The organism is bacterium (genome assembly GCA_016716565.1).
Classification (GTDB): domain Bacteria; phylum Bacteroidota; class Ignavibacteria; order Ignavibacteriales; family Ignavibacteriaceae; genus IGN2.
This window is the reverse complement of record JADJWC010000001.1, coordinates 1,307,354-1,325,775: the sequence shown is the minus strand read 5'-3', so window position 1 is coordinate 1,325,775 and position 18,422 is coordinate 1,307,354. Positions and strand designations below refer to the sequence as shown.

The 18,422-nt window shown below is 36.3% G+C and carries 15 protein-coding genes; 1 reads left to right on the top strand and 14 read right to left on the bottom strand.

The window, feature by feature from the left end; genetic code table 11:
* Window positions 1-50: 50 nt before the first annotated feature.
* The 14 genes from IPM14_05840 to IPM14_05775 all read right to left on the bottom strand — a co-directional run bounded on the left by IPM14_05840 (window position 51) and on the right by IPM14_05775 (window position 17,238).
* Window positions 51-830: a DUF3108 domain-containing protein gene (locus IPM14_05840; GenBank protein ID MBK9097645.1), complete on the bottom strand. Its 780-nt coding sequence runs from the start codon at window positions 828-830 to the stop codon at window positions 51-53.
* Between the two features lie 34 nt (window positions 831-864).
* Window positions 865-1,896, bottom strand: coding sequence for a glycosyltransferase family 9 protein (locus tag IPM14_05835; protein ID MBK9097644.1), 1,032 nt, complete (start codon window positions 1,894-1,896; stop codon window positions 865-867).
* Entirely contained in the window at window positions 1,893-2,507 is a 615-nt protein-coding gene (locus IPM14_05830; GenBank protein MBK9097643.1) for a DNA-3-methyladenine glycosylase, read from the bottom strand. The genes IPM14_05835 and IPM14_05830 overlap by 4 nt, the downstream gene beginning before the upstream one ends.
* A gap of 38 nt (window positions 2,508-2,545) precedes the next feature.
* A complete protein-coding gene (locus tag IPM14_05825; protein ID MBK9097642.1) occupies window positions 2,546-3,208 on the bottom strand; it encodes a tetratricopeptide repeat protein in 663 nt (220 codons plus the stop codon).
* Window positions 3,209-3,221: 13 nt separating this feature from the next.
* Window positions 3,222-4,682, bottom strand: coding sequence for a glycosyltransferase (locus IPM14_05820; protein MBK9097641.1), 1,461 nt, complete (start codon window positions 4,680-4,682; stop codon window positions 3,222-3,224).
* A gap of 15 nt (window positions 4,683-4,697) precedes the next feature.
* Window positions 4,698-5,237, bottom strand: coding sequence for an LptE family protein (locus IPM14_05815; GenBank protein MBK9097640.1), 540 nt, complete (start codon window positions 5,235-5,237; stop codon window positions 4,698-4,700).
* Window positions 5,234-6,349, bottom strand: coding sequence for a sigma-54-dependent Fis family transcriptional regulator (locus tag IPM14_05810; protein MBK9097639.1), 1,116 nt, complete (start codon window positions 6,347-6,349; stop codon window positions 5,234-5,236). The genes IPM14_05815 and IPM14_05810 overlap by 4 nt, the downstream gene beginning before the upstream one ends.
* A 104-nt stretch (window positions 6,350-6,453) precedes the next feature.
* Window positions 6,454-7,224 (bottom strand): MBL fold metallo-hydrolase, encoded by a 771-nt coding sequence (locus tag IPM14_05805; protein MBK9097638.1) that lies wholly within the window; start codon window positions 7,222-7,224, stop codon window positions 6,454-6,456.
* Entirely contained in the window at window positions 7,225-7,956 is a 732-nt protein-coding gene (locus IPM14_05800) for an SPOR domain-containing protein (GenBank protein MBK9097637.1), read from the bottom strand. It abuts the gene before it with no gap.
* Between the two features lie 38 nt (window positions 7,957-7,994).
* On the bottom strand, window positions 7,995-9,356 hold the full coding sequence (miaB, locus tag IPM14_05795; GenBank protein ID MBK9097636.1) for a tRNA (N6-isopentenyl adenosine(37)-C2)-methylthiotransferase MiaB: 1,362 nt from the start codon (window positions 9,354-9,356) through the stop codon (window positions 7,995-7,997).
* A gap of 505 nt (window positions 9,357-9,861) precedes the next feature.
* Window positions 9,862-11,154 (bottom strand): T9SS type A sorting domain-containing protein, encoded by a 1,293-nt coding sequence (locus tag IPM14_05790; GenBank protein ID MBK9097635.1) that lies wholly within the window; start codon window positions 11,152-11,154, stop codon window positions 9,862-9,864.
* Window positions 11,155-11,296: 142 nt separating this feature from the next.
* Window positions 11,297-12,523, bottom strand: a complete 1,227-nt coding sequence (locus IPM14_05785; protein ID MBK9097634.1) for a T9SS type A sorting domain-containing protein — start codon at window positions 12,521-12,523, stop codon at window positions 11,297-11,299.
* A gap of 291 nt (window positions 12,524-12,814) precedes the next feature.
* The gene (locus tag IPM14_05780; GenBank protein ID MBK9097633.1) at window positions 12,815-14,023 is read right to left on the bottom strand and encodes a lamin tail domain-containing protein; all 1,209 of its coding nucleotides are present in this window, start codon (window positions 14,021-14,023) and stop codon (window positions 12,815-12,817) included.
* Window positions 14,024-14,256: 233 nt separating this feature from the next.
* Window positions 14,257-17,238, bottom strand: coding sequence for a hypothetical protein (locus IPM14_05775; protein MBK9097632.1), 2,982 nt, complete (start codon window positions 17,236-17,238; stop codon window positions 14,257-14,259).
* Window positions 17,239-17,505: 267 nt separating this feature from the next.
* Between IPM14_05775 and IPM14_05770 the strand changes: the two genes are divergently transcribed.
* Window positions 17,506-18,411 carry a TIGR01777 family protein gene (locus IPM14_05770; protein MBK9097631.1) on the top strand — a complete coding sequence of 302 codons (906 nt, stop codon included), beginning with the start codon at window positions 17,506-17,508 and terminating at the stop codon, window positions 18,409-18,411.
* Window positions 18,412-18,422: the final 11 nt, after the last annotated feature.

Below are 18,422 nucleotides of genomic sequence, written 5' to 3'. Positions count from 1 at the left end.
AAAAAAAGAGGAAGCGATCGCTTCCTCCTGATAATCAATTTAATATGGAATTAACGCTTTGAAGTTAATTTTCCGGCGAGACCTTCATACTTCGTTAATTTTGCTTCAACGTGACCGATTATAATCTTGGTTCTGACTTTTACAGGCATTTTTAATTCATCATCGGTAAGCCAGATTATTATATTTCCTTCGTGTTTGAACAAGCCGCCTTCCTGCACCAGCGGTTCAACGATTATACATTCGAACTTACCAGCAGGCACTTCTATGGTTTCTTTACCTAAATATTTTACATCGAGATCATAAACTTCATCCTTATAAAAGTTTTGAAGGTTAATTAAGTCATTCACTTTCATACTTGAGTAATCAATTGTCCGTGCATAATAAAATGCTGAGATAATATCGTTCACATAAAGGGGTATATCGTATTCACCCTCGCTTGTTTTTGCTTTTCCTTTTCTGTGATCAAAGAATGCTGAAAAGTCCCGTGTATATCCACCTTCTCTGATATGCTGCTCAAATCTCCACGGAAATAGCCCCTCAACATCAAGATAACTTTCGTAACGATCACGTACTTTATAAAACATATCGAAGCTTGGAACTGAGTTGACTTCAAAATTAATATGATAAGCATTTCGTCCGGATATTTTTTTAATTCTCGGAATTTCCATTACGGCGATACCTGCAGTTACGAAACCATAATTCAGGTCAAAGGTCAGCTTTTCTCCTTCTTTAAATGCTTTGTTCTCAACACTTCTGAATTCATTCTTTGATAATGCAGATTGAGGAGATGTACTAATTGCGCTGAATCCTATGAACAATAAAACATACATCCACTTATTAAAATACATTTTCGATCTCCATTCATTATTGAATTTTCAATACGCTCTTAGTTTCGTCAAATACTTTGCCAATATCAATGCTATTCATACAATTGAGTTTTTCACACTGTTCGCGGGTACAATTGCTACAATCAATTGTTGGGACATAGATTGTCCTTTTATCAGTATACGGTCCCCACCTTTTTTGTGAACACGATAAAATTTTAGGGAAAAATCCGATGATATACACTCCGAATGCGGAAGCGATGTGCATCGGTCCTGTTGAATTGGAAATAAACAGGTTGGATTTTTTTATTAATGCTTTTAATAGATTAAGATCAAGCTCACCAGCAAGATTGATTACCGAATCATTAACTTCAAATTCTTTGCAGAGATCAATTTCATTTTTACTCCCGGTGATTACAACTGTTACTTTTTCTATCTTACTGATCAGTTTTGTGAGTTGAATTAATTTTTCTTTTGGAAGATCTACCGAACTCCCGCCGCTTCCGGGATGAATTACAACTATCTTGTTATTCGGTTTGTAACCATTTTCAACAAGTAATGATTCAACGTTTCTTAGACTATTTTCATTTGTAGTCAGATTGAATTTAATATCTTTAGACGAAATATCTTTTTCGATTCCAATTTGCGTGAGTAAATTAATGTTGTATTCAAGCTCGTGCTTGTCGCCGTATTTCCGGTGCTCATAAACTTTGTTGTTGAATAAAAATGAATACCAGCGATATCCTGTACCGATCCGGTTTTTTATTCCAGCAAGAAACATTATCAACGCAATCTTTGGCGTTGGATTTATCACTACACAAGTATCGAACTTCTCAAATTTTATTTTTCTGAGATTCTCACTAAAAATAATTTTGCCATCAGATTCTTCCGCGATGATTACTTCATCGACAAAAGAATTACCTTCAAGCAAAGCACTTGTGTATTCACGAATGAAATACGAGACCTTACACTGCGGATATTTTTTCTTAATAACCTCTGCCATCGGTAACGATAAAACAACGTCACCAATTCTGTCAGTCCTGACCAACAATATTTTTTCCGGCGGTTTCATTTGCGTGAAAGGTAAGGATTATTTTTAATAAAAAATCTCCAAGGTAATTCAACTGATCTTGTTATACCAATTCTTTTTGAAATACCAATCTCACTGTCATTAAGTTTTTTTTTATGAAGAAGAAAGATTTTTTCTCCAGTCAGATCAGTGCCGGAATTATATTTAGTAATATCAAAAGCTGCACAAACTTTACCAGGACCGCTTGTGATGTTAAAAATTTCTTTTTCATTTTTCAGCTTTCTACCGAAACGATTTTCTATCATTCTTTCAATTCCGGATATTGGCTCAACTGCACGAATTAAAACTGCAGTACCCTGTCCTTTTGTACCAGTTACAACATTACAACAGAAGTGTGCGCCGTATGTGAAGTAAACATACAAATAACCACCTGCTTCAAACATAATTTCATTTCTTTTGGTTTTACCGCGGAATGAATGAGACGCTTCATCTACATCGCCGTGGTAAGCTTCAACTTCCACAATTTTACCTGCCAGCACTCCACTTTTTTCTTTTTTCACCAGAATTTTACCCAATAAATCTTTCGCAACAATTAGTACATCCCTTTTGTAGAAATTCTTGGTTAGTTTTTTAGCTGATAAAATTTTCGTCATTGAATGTCGTTTACGATAAATAGAAAGGCTACCAGTACTTACTGCGATTTTATTTCCTGAATTTTTGCTTCATAATATTCTTTCTTATCGGGAAATCGTTGTATAAGTAATTCATAAATTTTAATCGCTTCCAGCTTCTGTCCCTGGGAAAGATATATATTAGCGAATGTCTCAGTTGCTAGTTTAGTTTTATCAGGGGCAATTTCATTTATAGCAGAAGGAGTGAAAGATGTGTCTTCTGAACGATCTATTTTTCTGTTCATCAACTCATCAGCAATTTCGGAAAGCCGGTCATCAACCGAATCTGTATTTTTATTTATTCTTTCCTCATACTCATCGTCATCATCGTTTTGATTTATAAAAATGCTTCCTCTCGAAGTATCGAACGGTGAAGATGGTTTATTGGATAGTTTGAACTCTGATTTATAATGTTCAAAAGTTAGGTGATTATCTAATACTTCGCTTGATTTTTTAAAGTAAGCTTCAGCTTTTTGAATATCTCCGAGCTTTAAAAAAACTTTAGCGAGCATAATAAAAGCCAGCGGATGTTCTGAAAAAATTTTTATTCCGTTTTCAAGAATTGTAAGAGCAGTCTGTGGCTCGCCAATTTGAAGATAGTATTCGGCTGTTCTTAGAAAAAGAGGAGAGTTGTTGTCCCGTTCATAAATTAATTTAGCTCTTGCTGATAATTTATCATCCACGATTCAAACAAAATTAATGAGCAGCATTTTTTGCAAAAGCATGCTTTATTGATGTAATGGATACGAACGAAAATCCTATAAAAAATAAAAGCTGAAAAGGAAGACTTGCTATCTCCATAAAGTAAATACTCGATACCACACCAATTAGACAGTAAAATGCAAGTATCAATTCAACAATAACTGCAAAGCCAATTTTATTTTTTGAATATTTCTTCCCAACCCATGTATCTTTTTCAGATACTAATTTGAATTTTGGGGTTCTTACAAATTCACTTTTACGGTTAAGCAATCCTTCAAACACAGCACGGGAATTATTCAACGCAAAGCCCATGCTTCCAGCCATGAAGATCGGGAAGAGAACAATTCTTTTCCGCCAATCGGGATGAATATCTTTCTGTGAATAAAGATAGAACATAAAAGAGCTGATGAATGCCAAAACAAAGATTGACATAAAAGCAAAATAGACTTCGTGACCACCGCTGTTTTTAACGAATATGAGCGGCACATTTAAAATTGCAGCTAAAAGAATGAACGGAAACACAATATTATTCGTCAAATGAAAAGTGCTGTATAATTTTATCCTCAGCGGAACATCAGAATTCCAAACAAGAGGAAGAATTTTCTTCGCAGTTTCAATAGCACCTTTTGTCCATCTGAACTGCTGGGATTTCAAAGCATTGATTTCCTGAGGCAGTTCTGCAGGCGAAGTAAAATCTTTTAAGAAAACAAACTTCCATCCATTTAATTGAGCACGGTAACTTAGATCAAGATCTTCAGTCAAAGTATCAGCATGCCAGTTTCCTGCATCTTCAATGCACGACTTTCTCCAGACACCTCCGGTTCCATTAAAGTTAATGAAGAAACCTGCTTTGTTTCGAACTGTTTGCTCGATAACGAAGTGTCCATCCAACGCAAGTGCCTGTGCGCGGGTAATTAGTGAGTGATCTCCATTCAAATGTTCCCAGCGCGTTTGTACCATTCCTACTTTTTCATCTGCAAAGAATTTTAAAGTCTTTTTTAGAAAATCTGGATAAGGAATAAAATCAGCATCGAAGATCGCAACATATTCACCGCTGGCAATTTTCAATCCTTCTTTCAAAGCACCGGCTTTAAATCCTTCGCGGTTGCTTCTTCTTATGTGTTCAATATTGAACCCTGCTTTTTTCTTAGTATCTACAGCTTTTGCAACAACTTCAACTGTTTCGTCAGTTGAATCATCAAGAACCTGGATTTCAAGTTTATCTTTTGGATATTCTATTTCGCAGACTTTATCAATTAATCGTTCAATTACATAAAGTTCGTTGTATAAAGGAAGTTGAATTGTCACGAGTGGAGTCACTTCAAAATCTTTTTCCGGATTGAACTTTACATCTTTATACTTTCTATGATAATAGAGAAGCACAAAACCGTGCAGTCCGAAAACGAAAAGAATAGAAAGTGAAACAAAATATCCTATTAAAACTATATTGTCCATAATTTTTCCTTTTGATTACCAGCCGGAAACTACGGCCAGCAAAATATCCTCTGAAATTTTATCTATCGCGGTTGCTATGGCGTTATCTCTGTTATTAGTTGCTTCACCCGGTACATAATCACCATGATTAGTGAAGGTATTTTCAAAAATTGTTTTTCTCTGAACCAGATCTTTGTAGACGACTTTTACATTGATTGTCAATCGTCTTGAAGTAATTTCTTCACCAGCGCTTACAATTGCAGGTGCATCAGTTACTGAAGTAATAACGCTTTCCAGAGTTGCGTCTGCAGTTGATCTTTCAGTAACCTGCAGTGAATTGTCGCTTATAAACTTCTGAATAAGCATATCGGTCAATGATTCACGTAATCCCGGAATCGCAGCCGGACTTTTATCTTCAGCAATTGGAATTGCTATTGTCTTCAAATGTTCAGGAACCGAGGCGCCGGTAAAAGAATAACTTCCGCATCCAAAATTAATTACGGCGCTTGTCCCGAACAACATAACAAATAGTGAATTTCTCACGATAGTTTTAATATTCACGTTAATTCGGTTCATAATCCTTCTTCCAATAAGTCATATTGCTTAATTTTTCTGTATAAAGTACGTTCGCTGATATTCAATAATTTGGAAGCTTTTCTCTTATTACCACGGGTTTTATCAAGTGCAGCTTTTATCGTATCGCGTTCGATGACATCCAGTGCAAAAAGATTCTTTTTTGGTTCATCTGTTTTGACTGCTGTTTCCCTGCTAGTATTCACTACAAGATCTTTAAGTTCAATCAAATCCTTTTTTATTTCGAACAGTGCTCTGTATAAAAGTTCCCTGTCAGCATCTTCAGGTGTTTTACGCAAGAATACAGGTAAGTTTCTCATTGAATTATTATTTTCAACAGGTGCTGCTAAATTCGCAAATGAATCAACATCTATAATTCCACTTCTGTTAAGTGCAAATGCAGTTTCGATGGTGTTTTTAAGCTCACGAACATTACCCGGCCAATTGTATTCAAACAAAAAATCCATCGCATCATCTGTAATTTTCGGAATAGGTAAATTATTTGCTTTTGCATATTGCTCAAGAAAATGATTCACGAGTAACGGAATATCCCCTTTTCTTTTTCGCAGCGGAGGAATATTCAGACTGACAGCTTTAAGTCTGAAGAATAAATCTTCCCTGAATTTTCTGTTGTTGACTTCTTCCTGCAAATCTTTATTTGTTGCTGCTATGATTCTTACATCAACTTTAGTAACGGTTTCAGCACCAATACGCATGAACTCTTTAAATTCTATCGCCCTCAAAACTTTCACCTGAGTGGTAAGAGGCATCTCTGCTATCTCATCTAAAAAAAGTGTACCGCCATCAGCAATTTCAAAGTAACCTTTTCTTCCTTCAAAGGCTCCGGTGAAAGCACCTTTCTTGTGTCCGAATAATTCGCTTTCCAGAATTCCCTCCGGTATCGCACCACAGTTTACACTTACGAGTTCTTTCCCGGCTCTTTTACTTGAGTTATGAATTGCACGTGCAAAAACCTCTTTCCCGACTCCGCTCTCACCATAAACTAAGATTGTAATGTCAGATGATGCTACCTGCATTACTACATCAACCAAGTCATTTATTTCACTGGATTGGCTAATAATTCCGTGTTTCTTTTTGAATTCTTCTCTGTTCACTTTGAAATAATAGATTTGAATGACAATCTGTCGCAGGTGTAAAAATAAACATTAAGACCCTGAATTGAAATAGTGTTTTTAATGGATATTAATCTAAAAAACAATCAGATTTCAAGGATTTGAGAATCCCGTGCTATCTCGATTCTATCTTTTGTCGCATTGGGAAGATTTGCCAAAATTTCACTAATGCTCTGAAATTCTTCATCCGAATAATGAGTAAGAATTATCCGGGAAGATGAAGCCTGATATTTTTCAATAATTGATTGCACGGTAATATGATTGGCTTCGCTGATTACAATATCAGGATTAATTTCATCAAATATTGAGAGGTCTTCTTCGGCACCGATATCAGAAGTATAAACAATCTTTTTACCATCTACTTCAAACAAAAAACTGCCGCTGAAAAGTTTCAGAGACGGATAAATTTTCGTATAACTTTCAAGTTTGTTCAAGTGAGAATTTTTTCTTCCAGTGAAATAGAATTCTTCGGCAACTTTGATTTTTTCGTTCTCATTAAAAGTAACGTATTCAATTTCAAAATTTTTTCTTTCAGGAAGTATGTACGAATTGAGCAAAAAATCTTGAATCACGTTTTGCAGACTTTTATATACAAAAATTTGCAGATCTTTTTTTCTTTTATTCATTTTCATCTGGATGATTAAACCCGGTAACCCTGCAGAATGATCAGGATGAAGATGAGTAAACAGGATACCATCAACGGAATCAAAAGAAATATTATTATGAATCAGAGATCTGGATATTCCTTCGCCAGCATCGACGAGCAAGTTGTATTTTCCGGAAGAAAAAAGTATGGAAGAGTAATTACGAGAAACAGAAACCTTGCCTGAGCTTGTACCTAGAAAAATAATTTTCATTTATTTTTCCGGTGTAGGAACAATGCTTCCATTTATTTTATAACGAGAACTCAAAACCTGCAAAAAATTTTCAGCGTCTTCGCGTTTTTCAAATTTACCTGCATACACAATGTGAAAAGTTGTACCTCCGACTACTTTTTCACCCAGTTGAGAGTAAATGCTCGCGCTTTCAAATTCACTCATTAAATTTTTTGCATTATCAAGATTCGTGAATGCACCCGCCTGTATAGTGAATTTATAATCAGCATCGGTTTTGGTTTGAGTTTGAGTTTCTTCGACCTTTGTTTCAGTTTTTGTCTGCTCAACTTTCTCGAGCGCTGAAATATTTTGTTCGGCAACCTGAATGTAAGGTGATGTCGGGTATGATGATTTCAACTGCTTCAGTTTTTCCTGGGATGTTTCATAAAGTCCAAGTGCATAGTAGTATGAAAAGATCCTATAGAGTGAGGCATCAGCGTATTTGCATTTTGGATGATCATTTACAATATCCTGGTAAATAGCAACGGCTTCCTGTCCGTTCTCCTTTAAAACTGCATCAAGAAACATTACTGAAGGATCTTCCGGATTTTTTTCTTTTAATTCTGTCAGAGCTTCTTTAGCACTTGCAAGATCACCATTTTCGATTGCTTTGAGGTAAGGGACAATATCTGCATCCTGGGAATAAATATTTGAAGTGAATGGTATGATATTGACGATCAGAATAAAAATGAAATTTAGTTTAAGCTTTTGCATTTTCTCACCGCCAGTTGAAAAAAAATATTTTTAAGATTTCACCCAGTCAAAGATAAGTTTTCTTTAACCAAATTTGCGAAACCCGTAAAATCTCCGAATAAAGTTGCTGAAGTCGCTCTGTTAATTCTGGCTTTAATATAATCTCCGGGTTTAATTCCGTCAGCAGCAGGAATAATTACGACTTTATTTGTATCAGATCTGCCTGATAAAAACTTATCAGACTTTTTACTGAACCCCTCAATTAACACGACTTCTTCTTTCCCTATTAAATCCTGGTTTTGCTCGAAAGATATTTGCTGCTGAAGATTAATTATTTCCTGAAGCCGTTTAGTTTTTGTTTCTTCTGTAACATCATCATTCATTCTGAAGGCTTTTGTCCCCTCCCTCGGCGAGTATTTAAACATAAACGCACCATCGAAGCGAACGAGCCTCATTACATCGAGTGTCATAATATGATCTTCAAACGTTTCAGTCGGAAATCCTGTGATGATATCAGTCGAGAAACTTACTCCGGGAATTATTTTTCTTGCTTTTTCGACTAACTGAAGGTAGTGCTCAATTGTGTAAGTACGATTCATCAGTTCAAGTATCCGGTTTGAACCAGACTGAACTGGCAAATGAATGTAGTTACAGATATTTGGATTTGCAGCAATCGTATATAATAATTTATCAGAAAGATCCTGTGGATGTGATGTTGTAAAACGAATTCTTACTGATCTGTCAACTTCTGCACAAGCCGCGAGAAGATTAGCAAAGTCTCCGCTATCAGAAAGTTCTTCATCCTTGTAAGAATTAACATTCTGTCCGAGGAGAGTAATTTCCTTGAATCCTCTTTTCAATAACTGCTTTACTTCTTCAACAACCGAATTTAAAGAACGGCTTCGCTCTCTTCCTCTTGTAAATGGAACAACACAAAAAGTACAGAACTTATCACAGCCGCGCATAACCGAAATCCACGCCTGAAGTCCGTCTTCTCTGTGGGGAATTATATCATCATAAGTTTCTGTTTTAGAAAGTTTGACTCCAATCCCTTTATCACCGTTGAAAGCAACATCAATTAGTTCAGGTAATCTTCTGTATTCATCGGGACCAACGACTACATCAACAATTTTTTTCTTATCGACAAGATCGGAACGTAGTCTTTCAGCCATGCAACCTAAAACACCAACAACAAGCTCAGGTTTTTGATCCTTAATCGTTTTGAAATTACCGAGTCTACCATAAATTCTTTGCTCGGCATTTTCCCTGATACTGCAGGTATTTACAAGAATAACATCAGCTTCTTCTGAGTGATTCGTAAGACTGTAGCCATTATTTTGCAGAATACCAAGAACTATCTCAGTATCTGCAAGATTCATCTGGCAGCCGTAAGTTTCAATATATACTTTGTTTTTACTCATAATATGATGAAATAGACGGACTAATATAAAAGATTACCGTCTGCGTTTCAATCTAAATACTTATAATTATTATCTGTTAGAGGAGATTAGCTTGTTGAGAGAGCGTAAAGGATAAAATTTAATATCAGAAATCCGATTGTTCCATAAATAACGTTGAATAGAATTCTTTTAATTTTATGATCACGACGAATATTACGCTCTATTTTTGTTTTACCGTTTATTTTTACAAATCCGAAAACCATTTCACACTAATTTTTATATATAACCTGAAGGAAAATAATCAAATTAATTTGCAATTTCAGTTACAATCAACGTGCCCTTACAAAAAGCTGCTCGAATATTTAATAGTTGGCTAAATTCAAACTTTTGAATTGAAAAAATATTTTTTCACCTCAGATTTACAAGTCAACATTTACCATCGCAGTAATATTATAAATAAAAACCCCTCCTGAAATCCGCACTGTCGTTTTGCGGAAGGAGGGGTAAAAAAATTAAAAAGATTTATTTATTTAATCAGCGTCATTTTCCTGACTTCATTGAACATACCTGCTTCTATACGATAGAAGTAAATTCCACTGTTTAGCTGAGTTGCATCAAAATTAATTGTGTGTGAACCTGCTTCCATAATCTGATCTACCAAAGTGCTTACTTCCTGTCCGAGTGCATTGAACACCTTCAGGGTTACATTTGAACTCTGAGGAATTGAAAACTTAATGGTAGTACTTGGATTGAACGGATTCGGATAATTCTGTGCAAGTTCAAATTGAACCGGTGATGTAATTTCAGCATTCACTTCATCTGAGTAAGCGAATGTTCCGTTAAAGTCAACCTGCTTCAACCTGTAAGTATAGCTTCCCGCAAGAAGATCTGCATCTACAAACCTGTACGTTTTCGCTTCGGTGGTTGTGCCGTGACCTTCAATAAAACCGATAGTCGCAAATTCATTTCCTTCAATCAAACGCTGAACTTCAAATCCTGCGTTATTTAACTCACTTGCAGTCGACCAGCTCAATATCACATCATTATCGCTGACATTGGCTGTGAAGGAAGTTAATTCAACAGGGACCACATCTGCCCAGGCGGTTCCAATTCGAATTCCATCCAATGTTAAATTAGCTGCGGAGGAACTAGAACCTTGCCTGATGTAAACGCCACCTATATTCGCGGGATCATTGCCAGTAGTTAATGTTCCGTGAGCTAAATCTGGCAGTGGTTCAATTGGACTAATAGCTGGATTGATGAACAAGTAAACACTGTCATCGGTAACATCAGGATTAAATTGATATTTAAGAACCAGCAAATAAGTCGTTCCAGTAATATAAATGGAATCACCATATACTGGTTGAACTGTCGTACTGGTGCTCGATTTAGATAATCCAAATCTCAGGTTACCATTGGCTGCAACTTTAATAAAAACTCTCCCCATATAAATAGATGTAGTATTAGCTAGTCCTAAATGGAAGAAATAATCTCCGGTTTGAGCACTCGCAATATTAACCATCAAGGAAGCGTATATAGCTCCAGAAGTAATTGGAGTAAATTGAACGTTAGCATCCTGACCACTGGTAAGAAGAGTGACTGAATTTCCGATACCAGAACCCGCATAACCTGCATAAGTTAAACCTGGAGATGTAACTAAAATAGGATTAGTAGTTACGGTGCCTGTTTGACTCCAACCGTGTGAAATTAATGTATCGCCAGCAGGATAATCAAAATCTTCTATAAAAAACTGACCGTAAGAAAAACTTAGTGGAAGTAGGAGAAAAGAAATTAATAAAAGTAAATATGATTTTTTCATATTTGCCCTCCGATTAGATATTATGAATAAATAGTTAATTACAACTGGATTGTGAGTTGAAAAATAAGTGAAAAAAAAGAGAATGAAAAGTGTCAGCCTTACATTCTCTTTAGTTTTAATAGATAAGTTTAGGAATTAACGATTATTTAACAAGAACCATCTTACGTGATTGTATAATCCCGTTTGATTCAATCTTGTAAACATACACGCCGCTGTTTAACTCCGATGCATTAAAATTGATTGTATGTATACCAGCTTCCTGGAATTCATTTATAAGATCAGTGACTTTTTCACTAAGTAAATTATAAATAGACAGCCTGACATTACCCGATTCTGGTAATGAATATTTAATTGTTGTTGATGGATTAAATGGGTTAGGATAGTTTTGTTCGAGAATAAATTCTTCCGGAAAGATCTCTCCTGAAACATTAGTAACACTACCGGTTTTAGCAAGTATAGTACCTTCTCCTCCCACAACAAATCCTGTTTCCGTATTAACAAAAAATACTGAGATCAGTGAAGTGTTAGTATTACTATTTTCAGTTATCCATGTCGCACCTGCATCTGTAGTGCTTAAAATTATTCCGCTCCATCCGACGGTTGTTCCGGTCTGTGAGTCTGTAAAATAAACATCTGACAGTGCTTCATTGGGAATACTATGTTGAAGCATCCAGTTGACACCTCCATCGGTAGTCCTGTAAATTCCCGCACCTGTTAAATTGCTTCCACCGACTACCGTCCCGGTATTAGCATCTGTAAAATAAACTCCCGCCAGACGTATCTGTATGTTATTTGGTTGTTCAACCCAGTTGGCGCCACCGTCTGTGGTACGCATAATAAGTCCGTTATCACCAACAGCAAAACCATTATTTATATCAGCAAAGTGTACTCCACGCAAAGTTGTAGGTGCATCAGGCAATTGATTCCAGTTTATACCTCCATCCGTAGTTCTAAGCATTATTCCTGCATGTCCAATGGCAGTTCCGTTGTTTTCATCAGCAAAAGAAACTGACCAAATGGCCGGAATAATTCCACTTATCTGGCTTGTCCATGTTTGGCCGCCATCAGTCGTTCTTAAAATTGTTCCGACAATACCTACTACAATTCCGGTATCTGAGTTTAAAAAAGTTACATCAAATAAATGTGAGTTAGTGCCGCTGTTCTGCTCTGTCCACATTTTCCCACCATCTGTAGTTCGCAGAATTGTACCATATATACCAACTGATGTGCCTGTATTAGCATCGGAAAAATGTATCCCATATAAAGGATTTTCTGTTCCGCTGGTTTGCTGATACCAGCCTGATTGTGCATCCATTTCAGTATTGAAATGAAGAAATATTAACACCAGTAATATGAAATGCTTTTGCATTTATTAATCCTCCTTTAAATAGTTATAAAGAGAGAATTGTGAGACAAAGATAGATGGGAATAAATATCAGCTTTGGAGCTGTCTCACTTCCGCAAATTTTATTTGATAAATAGCATCTATTGCAAAATAGAAAAAATATTTATTTATCCAAATGAAAATTTTAAAAGTTGGGATTAAGTTTTGGGAATGTATAGAAAACCCCGCTTCAGCGGGGCTAATTCTTACTTCTCTTGCTAAGAGATGACATCTTTACAGATCTGACATCGGTGAAAGATGTCATCTCTCCGCTTCTTATTTAATCAAAAGCATCTTCCTAATTTCAATTTTGCTTTCGGTTTCGAGACGATAAAAATAAATTCCGCTGCAGAGATTATCTCCACTGAATTCTGCGTCATATATTTTTCCGCCTTCGGCTGTTCCAGAAAACGGTACAGCTACTTCATTACCAAGCACATCATAAACTATCAGTTTTGCAGTCTGAGTTTCTGCCACAGCAAATTTGATTATTGTTGATGGGTTAAATGGATTAGGATAGTTCTGCTCGAGCACAATTCCATCGGGCATACCACTTGCGTCTACTTGAATCATTTTGGAATATTCGAACTTGCCATCTGTATCAATCTGCTTTAAACGATAGGAATATTTTCCACTGATCACATTATCAGTAAATGAATAATCTTTTGGTGAGTTACTATTTCCGTGTCCTTCTACAAACCCGATCTTTTTGAATTCTAGATTTTGGATTTTGGATTTCGGATTTTCAGAGCGTTCAATCTCAAAACCGTAGTTGCTTACTTCTGTTTCTGTTCTCCAGTTGAGTTCTATCCCCCCTTTCTTCAATACTTTTGCAGTGAAAGAAGAGAGTTCGACGGGGAGAGGACCGTTAACAATCAGATTTCCTTCTAAACGAAAATCAAGTAAGTTATCATTTGAATCCCAGCCGTTTCCATAAATCCCATAAGTGTTATTCCCAATGTCATCTTTTCTTCTGATGCTTTCGGTAGTTGAAGTCTGTGGTGCAGGACCTGATCCCTCGAATGCATTAGTTCCGTTTCCATAACCAACGAAATCGATTACGCCAGAACCACCTATCGGATTTGATGTTGTGATTGCTGTTTGAAAATTTGTTAAGGCAATCTTTCCTTTTATTTTGTTCAGGTTGATATTTGAGATTACATCCGGAGTAAACGGCAGCTGCGTTCTTCCTGAACCATCACCACCAAACTGTATAAAATAATATTGCCCGGCGTTAACTGAACCATTCAGGCTAACTACCTGCCAATCGAAACTTTGAAATATGGCATACTGAACAGACCAGGTTGAAAGATCAACCAATGTTTCAGTTGGATTATAAAGAAGGACATAATCATTCATCCAGTAGGATCCCTGCTCACCGCCACCGCCATAGATTTCAGCAAGGACCACATAGTTTGCTACCTGAGACTTCAGTTGATATTGGACAGATAGCAATAGAAAAACAGATAATAAAAATTTTTTCATAGCCTCTTCAGTTTTAGTTATTATTTTGAAGGTTACCACAACCGTTTTGGTCGAATATCAATTCTTTTGCCATTGCAACATCACTCAGATGATTGAAAATGTTTGATATTACAATATTTATTGGAAAAAATGAGTGATTTTAAAAGAATCCTGGAAGAAATTACGCGCAGGTATTTAACACAAAAAATTAAGCCCCGTACAGACGGGGGCAATTTCATTATTTTTTTAAGCGGTTATTTAAGAAGAAGCATTTTGCGGTTTTCAACCTTGCTTTCGGTTTCTAATCGGTAGAAAAATATTCCACTGGAAAGATTGCTACCATCAAACACCGATTCATAAATCTTACCGCCTTCGGCAGTTCCGTTAAAAGGTACAGCTACTTCATTGGCGAGGACATCGAATACTATCAGCTTTGCAGTCTGAGTTTCTACCACAGCAAATTTAATTTTAGTTGATGGGTTAAATGGATTAGGATAGTTTTGTTCGAGCACAAATCCTTCGGGCATATCACCTGCATCAACTTCAATTACTTTACTATACTCGAAAGTTCCATCTGTATCAATCTGCTTTAAACGATAAGAATACTTTCCACTGATCACATTATCTTTAAATGAATAATCCTTTGGTGAGTTACTATTTCCGTGACCTTCTACAAACCCGATAGTCTTCCATTCTAACTCCTGACTTCTGTATTCTGACTTCTGCACTTCGAATCCGTAGTTATTCACTTCCGTCTCTGTTCTCCAGCTGAGTTCTATCCCACCTTCCTTCAAAACTTTTGCAGTGAAAGAAGAGAGTTCGACGGGGAGAGCAGCATCAATATTAGTTTCCCATAATCCACGGCCATAAGTACCAGCTCTTAATTTATTATTTCCTCCTGTATAGAGGACTTCTAATTCTGTAACTACAACATTCGGTAAGCCTGTGTTGAATTGCACCCAATCACTTGTTCCATCTTTTACATAAACACCTAAATCGGTACCAACAAATAAAACATTACGATTAGTAGCTACTTTATAATGAACGATACACATAACCGGAAGATCAGGAAGCCCGGTTGATATATTTGTCCAACTTCCACCACCATTAGTTGATTCATAAACTTTTGCATCAGCAGTATAACCTCCAAAGGTAATCCAAATTGTGTTTGGATCATTATCTTTAACGGCGATATAAGTTAAGCTATTTGAATTTGCCGGAAGTGTGACTGCAGTCCAATTTGTTCCTCCATTTGTCGTTCTCCACATATTAGTTAAATCTGCTGTATAAAGATAATATGAGTTTGAAGGAGCAATTGCAAGAGAACGCAATTTTGTTGACGAACTTAAAACGGCTGAAGCACTTGTCCAAGTATTTCCGCGATTGGTTGTTTTCCAAATTCTATCATATCCGGCATAAAGAGTTGCGTTGTTATTAGGGTCAATTATATATGGAGTAACCCATGCACCTGTAGGTTGACCTCCCGGTATATTTGCAGAAATTGTAGTTGGAAATGAAGCACCACCATTTGTACTTCTGTAAATAGTCCCCCGAACGTAAGTAGCGTACATATAATTTGTTGTTGAGTAATCTACAATACATTCCATTCCGTCACCACCAGTTACATCACTCCAAAATCCACCGTTATATAATTTTGAACCGTTATCCTGCAAACCTGTTAAAACTGTCGTTGGGCTCGTTTGAGATACGCCAATTCTGTATATCTGACTTATTACCATTCCGTTTGTAAGGTCAGTCCAACTTGTTCCTCCATTTGTTGTTTTGTAAAGCCCTCCATCATTTCCCTCAAAAAGAGTTGTTCCATTTTGAAAAGCTAGAGCATGTTTATCTGCATGTGCTACTGGTGCACCCACAAAATTATAAGAAGGATGACTGGTCCACATATTACTTATAGTCCAGTTTGCACCACCATCCGTCGATTTCCAAGTATTAATTCCACCAAGATACACTATATTAGCATTGGTTGGGGAAGAAGCAATACAAAGATCATATGAGCCTTGTCCTATGTTTGAACCAGAACCATCGCTGTAATAATACAACATAGATTTTGACCCAAGGTCAACACGAGTAAAAGAAGTTCCACTATTTGTAGATTTGTAAACACCTAATAATCCACCATTTGTATTACATGCAAGAGCATAAACTATTGCTGAATTATTAGTTGAAACCGCTAGTTCAACACGATAACCTCCTGTCATACTAGCATATGACCAGTTTGTCCCTCCGTCAGTCGTCCTGAAAACATATCCTGCACTATATCCAAAACTAGATGCATAAATTGTGTTTGGATCACCAGGTTTAAATTCCATATCAATAACTAGAAATGGGCTATAAGGATGTATCAAACTCCAAGACGTTCCACTATTTGTACTTTTATATATTCCATCAAGAACTGTATTAAAATCAAGTACGGAAGCGTAAAGAATTGCTGAATTTGAAGGATGAATTAATAAGCGAGTGATCAAGACCCCAGAGCTTTTTGAGAAAGTCAAGCCTGTTGCACTCCAAGTTGAACCACCATCAGTAGATTTGTAAATCCCTGTTGTAACGTTATCAGCTGATTGTCCTCCACCTAAAGACCACATACTACCACCATCGCGATCACCTGTAGCAATATACATAGTATTTGAAGTTGAATAATCAGAAGGGATAGCGATATCGCTTACACCAAGAACCATTTCGTTATTATTTAATATCGTCCAACTGCTTCCGCCGTCAGTTGTCTTCCATAAACCACCTGAGGGACTACCTACCCAAAATGTATTTACATCAGTAGGGTGAAAAGCAATACAATTAATTCTTCCGATGCCAGCGTATCCTCCGGTCGATGAATTAGTTCCAAGATTAACCCAATTTTCATCATAAGTGATTTTACTAAGTTTTTTTGGGGAGCTTAAATATTTTTCATATTGATTGTTAGAATTGGTGTTAGGAAATTCTCCAGTTTCAATATTTACTCTATTCTCCCAGTACCACTCCCATCTTTTAAATATTTTCCATCCTGCAGCTTTTTTCTTAGCTCCATTTTCAAAATAATAGCCATCCGTAACATTATAAGCATCCCAATAATCATTAAACGATTTCTGGATATCGGGCAGAGTTAATATTCTGTTTTCGCCGTATGCAGTTAACAGTTGGTTTGGTTGAGTTTGTGCAATGGAAAATGAGATAAACAAAACTGCCAAAATAAATGTCGATGTTAAAATTCTTTTCATATTGCCTCCTAGAAGCAGATTTTTAAAGAAATAGTAACTATAATCATGCCACTAAAAAATATAGATTATCCTGATGGGTACAATTTGATTTTTGAAATATTTACACCTATTGTTTTCTTTACATATAAATTTTGAACTTTAAACCATGTTTTATGATTTAAATAATTTAACTTGATAACTAATCATTATAGATAGGTTTGTAATATCTCCACAAATATATTTATACAATTAATATTAGAATCAACAAACAATTAAGAATGAAAAAAAATAATCATAACCGGCGCAACGGGTTCAATCGGTAGAAATCTTGCACAGCAATTAATTGCAAGAGGTGATGAAGTAATTGTCTTCACACGAAATCCCGATAGTGCTAAGAAGAAAATAGCTGATGCAAGCAAGTATGTCAAGTGGGAGTATGGAAGATTGGAAGATTGGATGATTGAGGTGAATGGTGTTGATGCAGTTGTTCATCTTGCGGGAGCTAACCTCGGCGCAAAGAGATGGAATGATGAATATAAAAAACTCTCCTACGATAGTCGGATACTAAGCACTAGAAATCTTGTCGAAGCAATAAAATCAGTAAAGCAAATACCGAAAGCATTTATCTGTTCATCTGCAGTCGGGATTTACGGTAACCGCTATGATGAAATACTCGATGAAACCAGTTCATTAGGTAATGACTTTATGGCTAATATCTGTAAAGAGTGGGAAAAGGAAGCAGAAAAAGTCGAACAATATGGAGTAAGAAGAGTTTCAGTACGAACCGGTTTGGTAATGCAAAAAGATGAAGGCGTATTAAAAAAAATGCTGCTTCCATTCAAACTTTTTATCGGTGGTCCGCTCGGCAGCGGCAGGCAATGGTTTCCCTGGATTCATATTGATGATATAGTTGGAATTTATATGCAAGCAATCGACAATGAAAAAGTATCAGGCGCAATCAATGGTGCATCCCCTGGTATAGTGACGATGAAGGAGTTTTCTAAATCACTCGGTAAAATTTTAAAGCGACCATCTGTTTTTCCTGTTCCTAAGTTCATAATGAAAATTGCAGCCGGTGAGGTAGCCGAATTCGCAGTTATGAGCCAGAGAACTTCAGTCGAAAAAATAATTACTGCAGGTTATGAGTTCAAGTTTGAAAATTTGGAAGAAGCTTTGAGGAATTTAATAGAGTAGAGACGCAATAG

Excerpts from the sequence above, each read along its gene's own strand:
- IPM14_05840 (MBK9097645.1), bottom strand. The coding sequence starts at position 830 with ATGTATGTTTTATTGTTCATAGGATTCAGCGCAATTAGTACATCTCCT.
- IPM14_05835 (MBK9097644.1), bottom strand. The coding sequence starts at position 1,896 with ATGAAACCGCCGGAAAAAATATTGTTGGTCAGGACTGACAGAATTGGT.
- IPM14_05830 (MBK9097643.1), bottom strand. The coding sequence starts at position 2,507 with ATGACGAAAATTTTATCAGCTAAAAAACTAACCAAGAATTTCTACAAA.
- IPM14_05820 (MBK9097641.1), bottom strand. The coding sequence starts at position 4,682 with ATGGACAATATAGTTTTAATAGGATATTTTGTTTCACTTTCTATTCTT.
- IPM14_05815 (MBK9097640.1), bottom strand. The coding sequence starts at position 5,237 with ATGAACCGAATTAACGTGAATATTAAAACTATCGTGAGAAATTCACTA.
- IPM14_05805 (MBK9097638.1), bottom strand. The coding sequence starts at position 7,224 with ATGAAAATTATTTTTCTAGGTACAAGCTCAGGCAAGGTTTCTGTTTCT.
- IPM14_05800 (MBK9097637.1), bottom strand. The coding sequence starts at position 7,956 with ATGCAAAAGCTTAAACTAAATTTCATTTTTATTCTGATCGTCAATATC.
- miaB (MBK9097636.1), bottom strand. The coding sequence starts at position 9,356 with ATGAGTAAAAACAAAGTATATATTGAAACTTACGGCTGCCAGATGAAT.
- IPM14_05790 (MBK9097635.1), bottom strand. The coding sequence starts at position 11,154 with ATGAAAAAATCATATTTACTTTTATTAATTTCTTTTCTCCTACTTCCA.
- IPM14_05785 (MBK9097634.1), bottom strand. The coding sequence starts at position 12,523 with ATGCAAAAGCATTTCATATTACTGGTGTTAATATTTCTTCATTTCAAT.
- IPM14_05780 (MBK9097633.1), bottom strand. The coding sequence starts at position 14,023 with ATGAAAAAATTTTTATTATCTGTTTTTCTATTGCTATCTGTCCAATAT.
- IPM14_05775 (MBK9097632.1), bottom strand. The coding sequence starts at position 17,238 with ATGAAAAGAATTTTAACATCGACATTTATTTTGGCAGTTTTGTTTATC.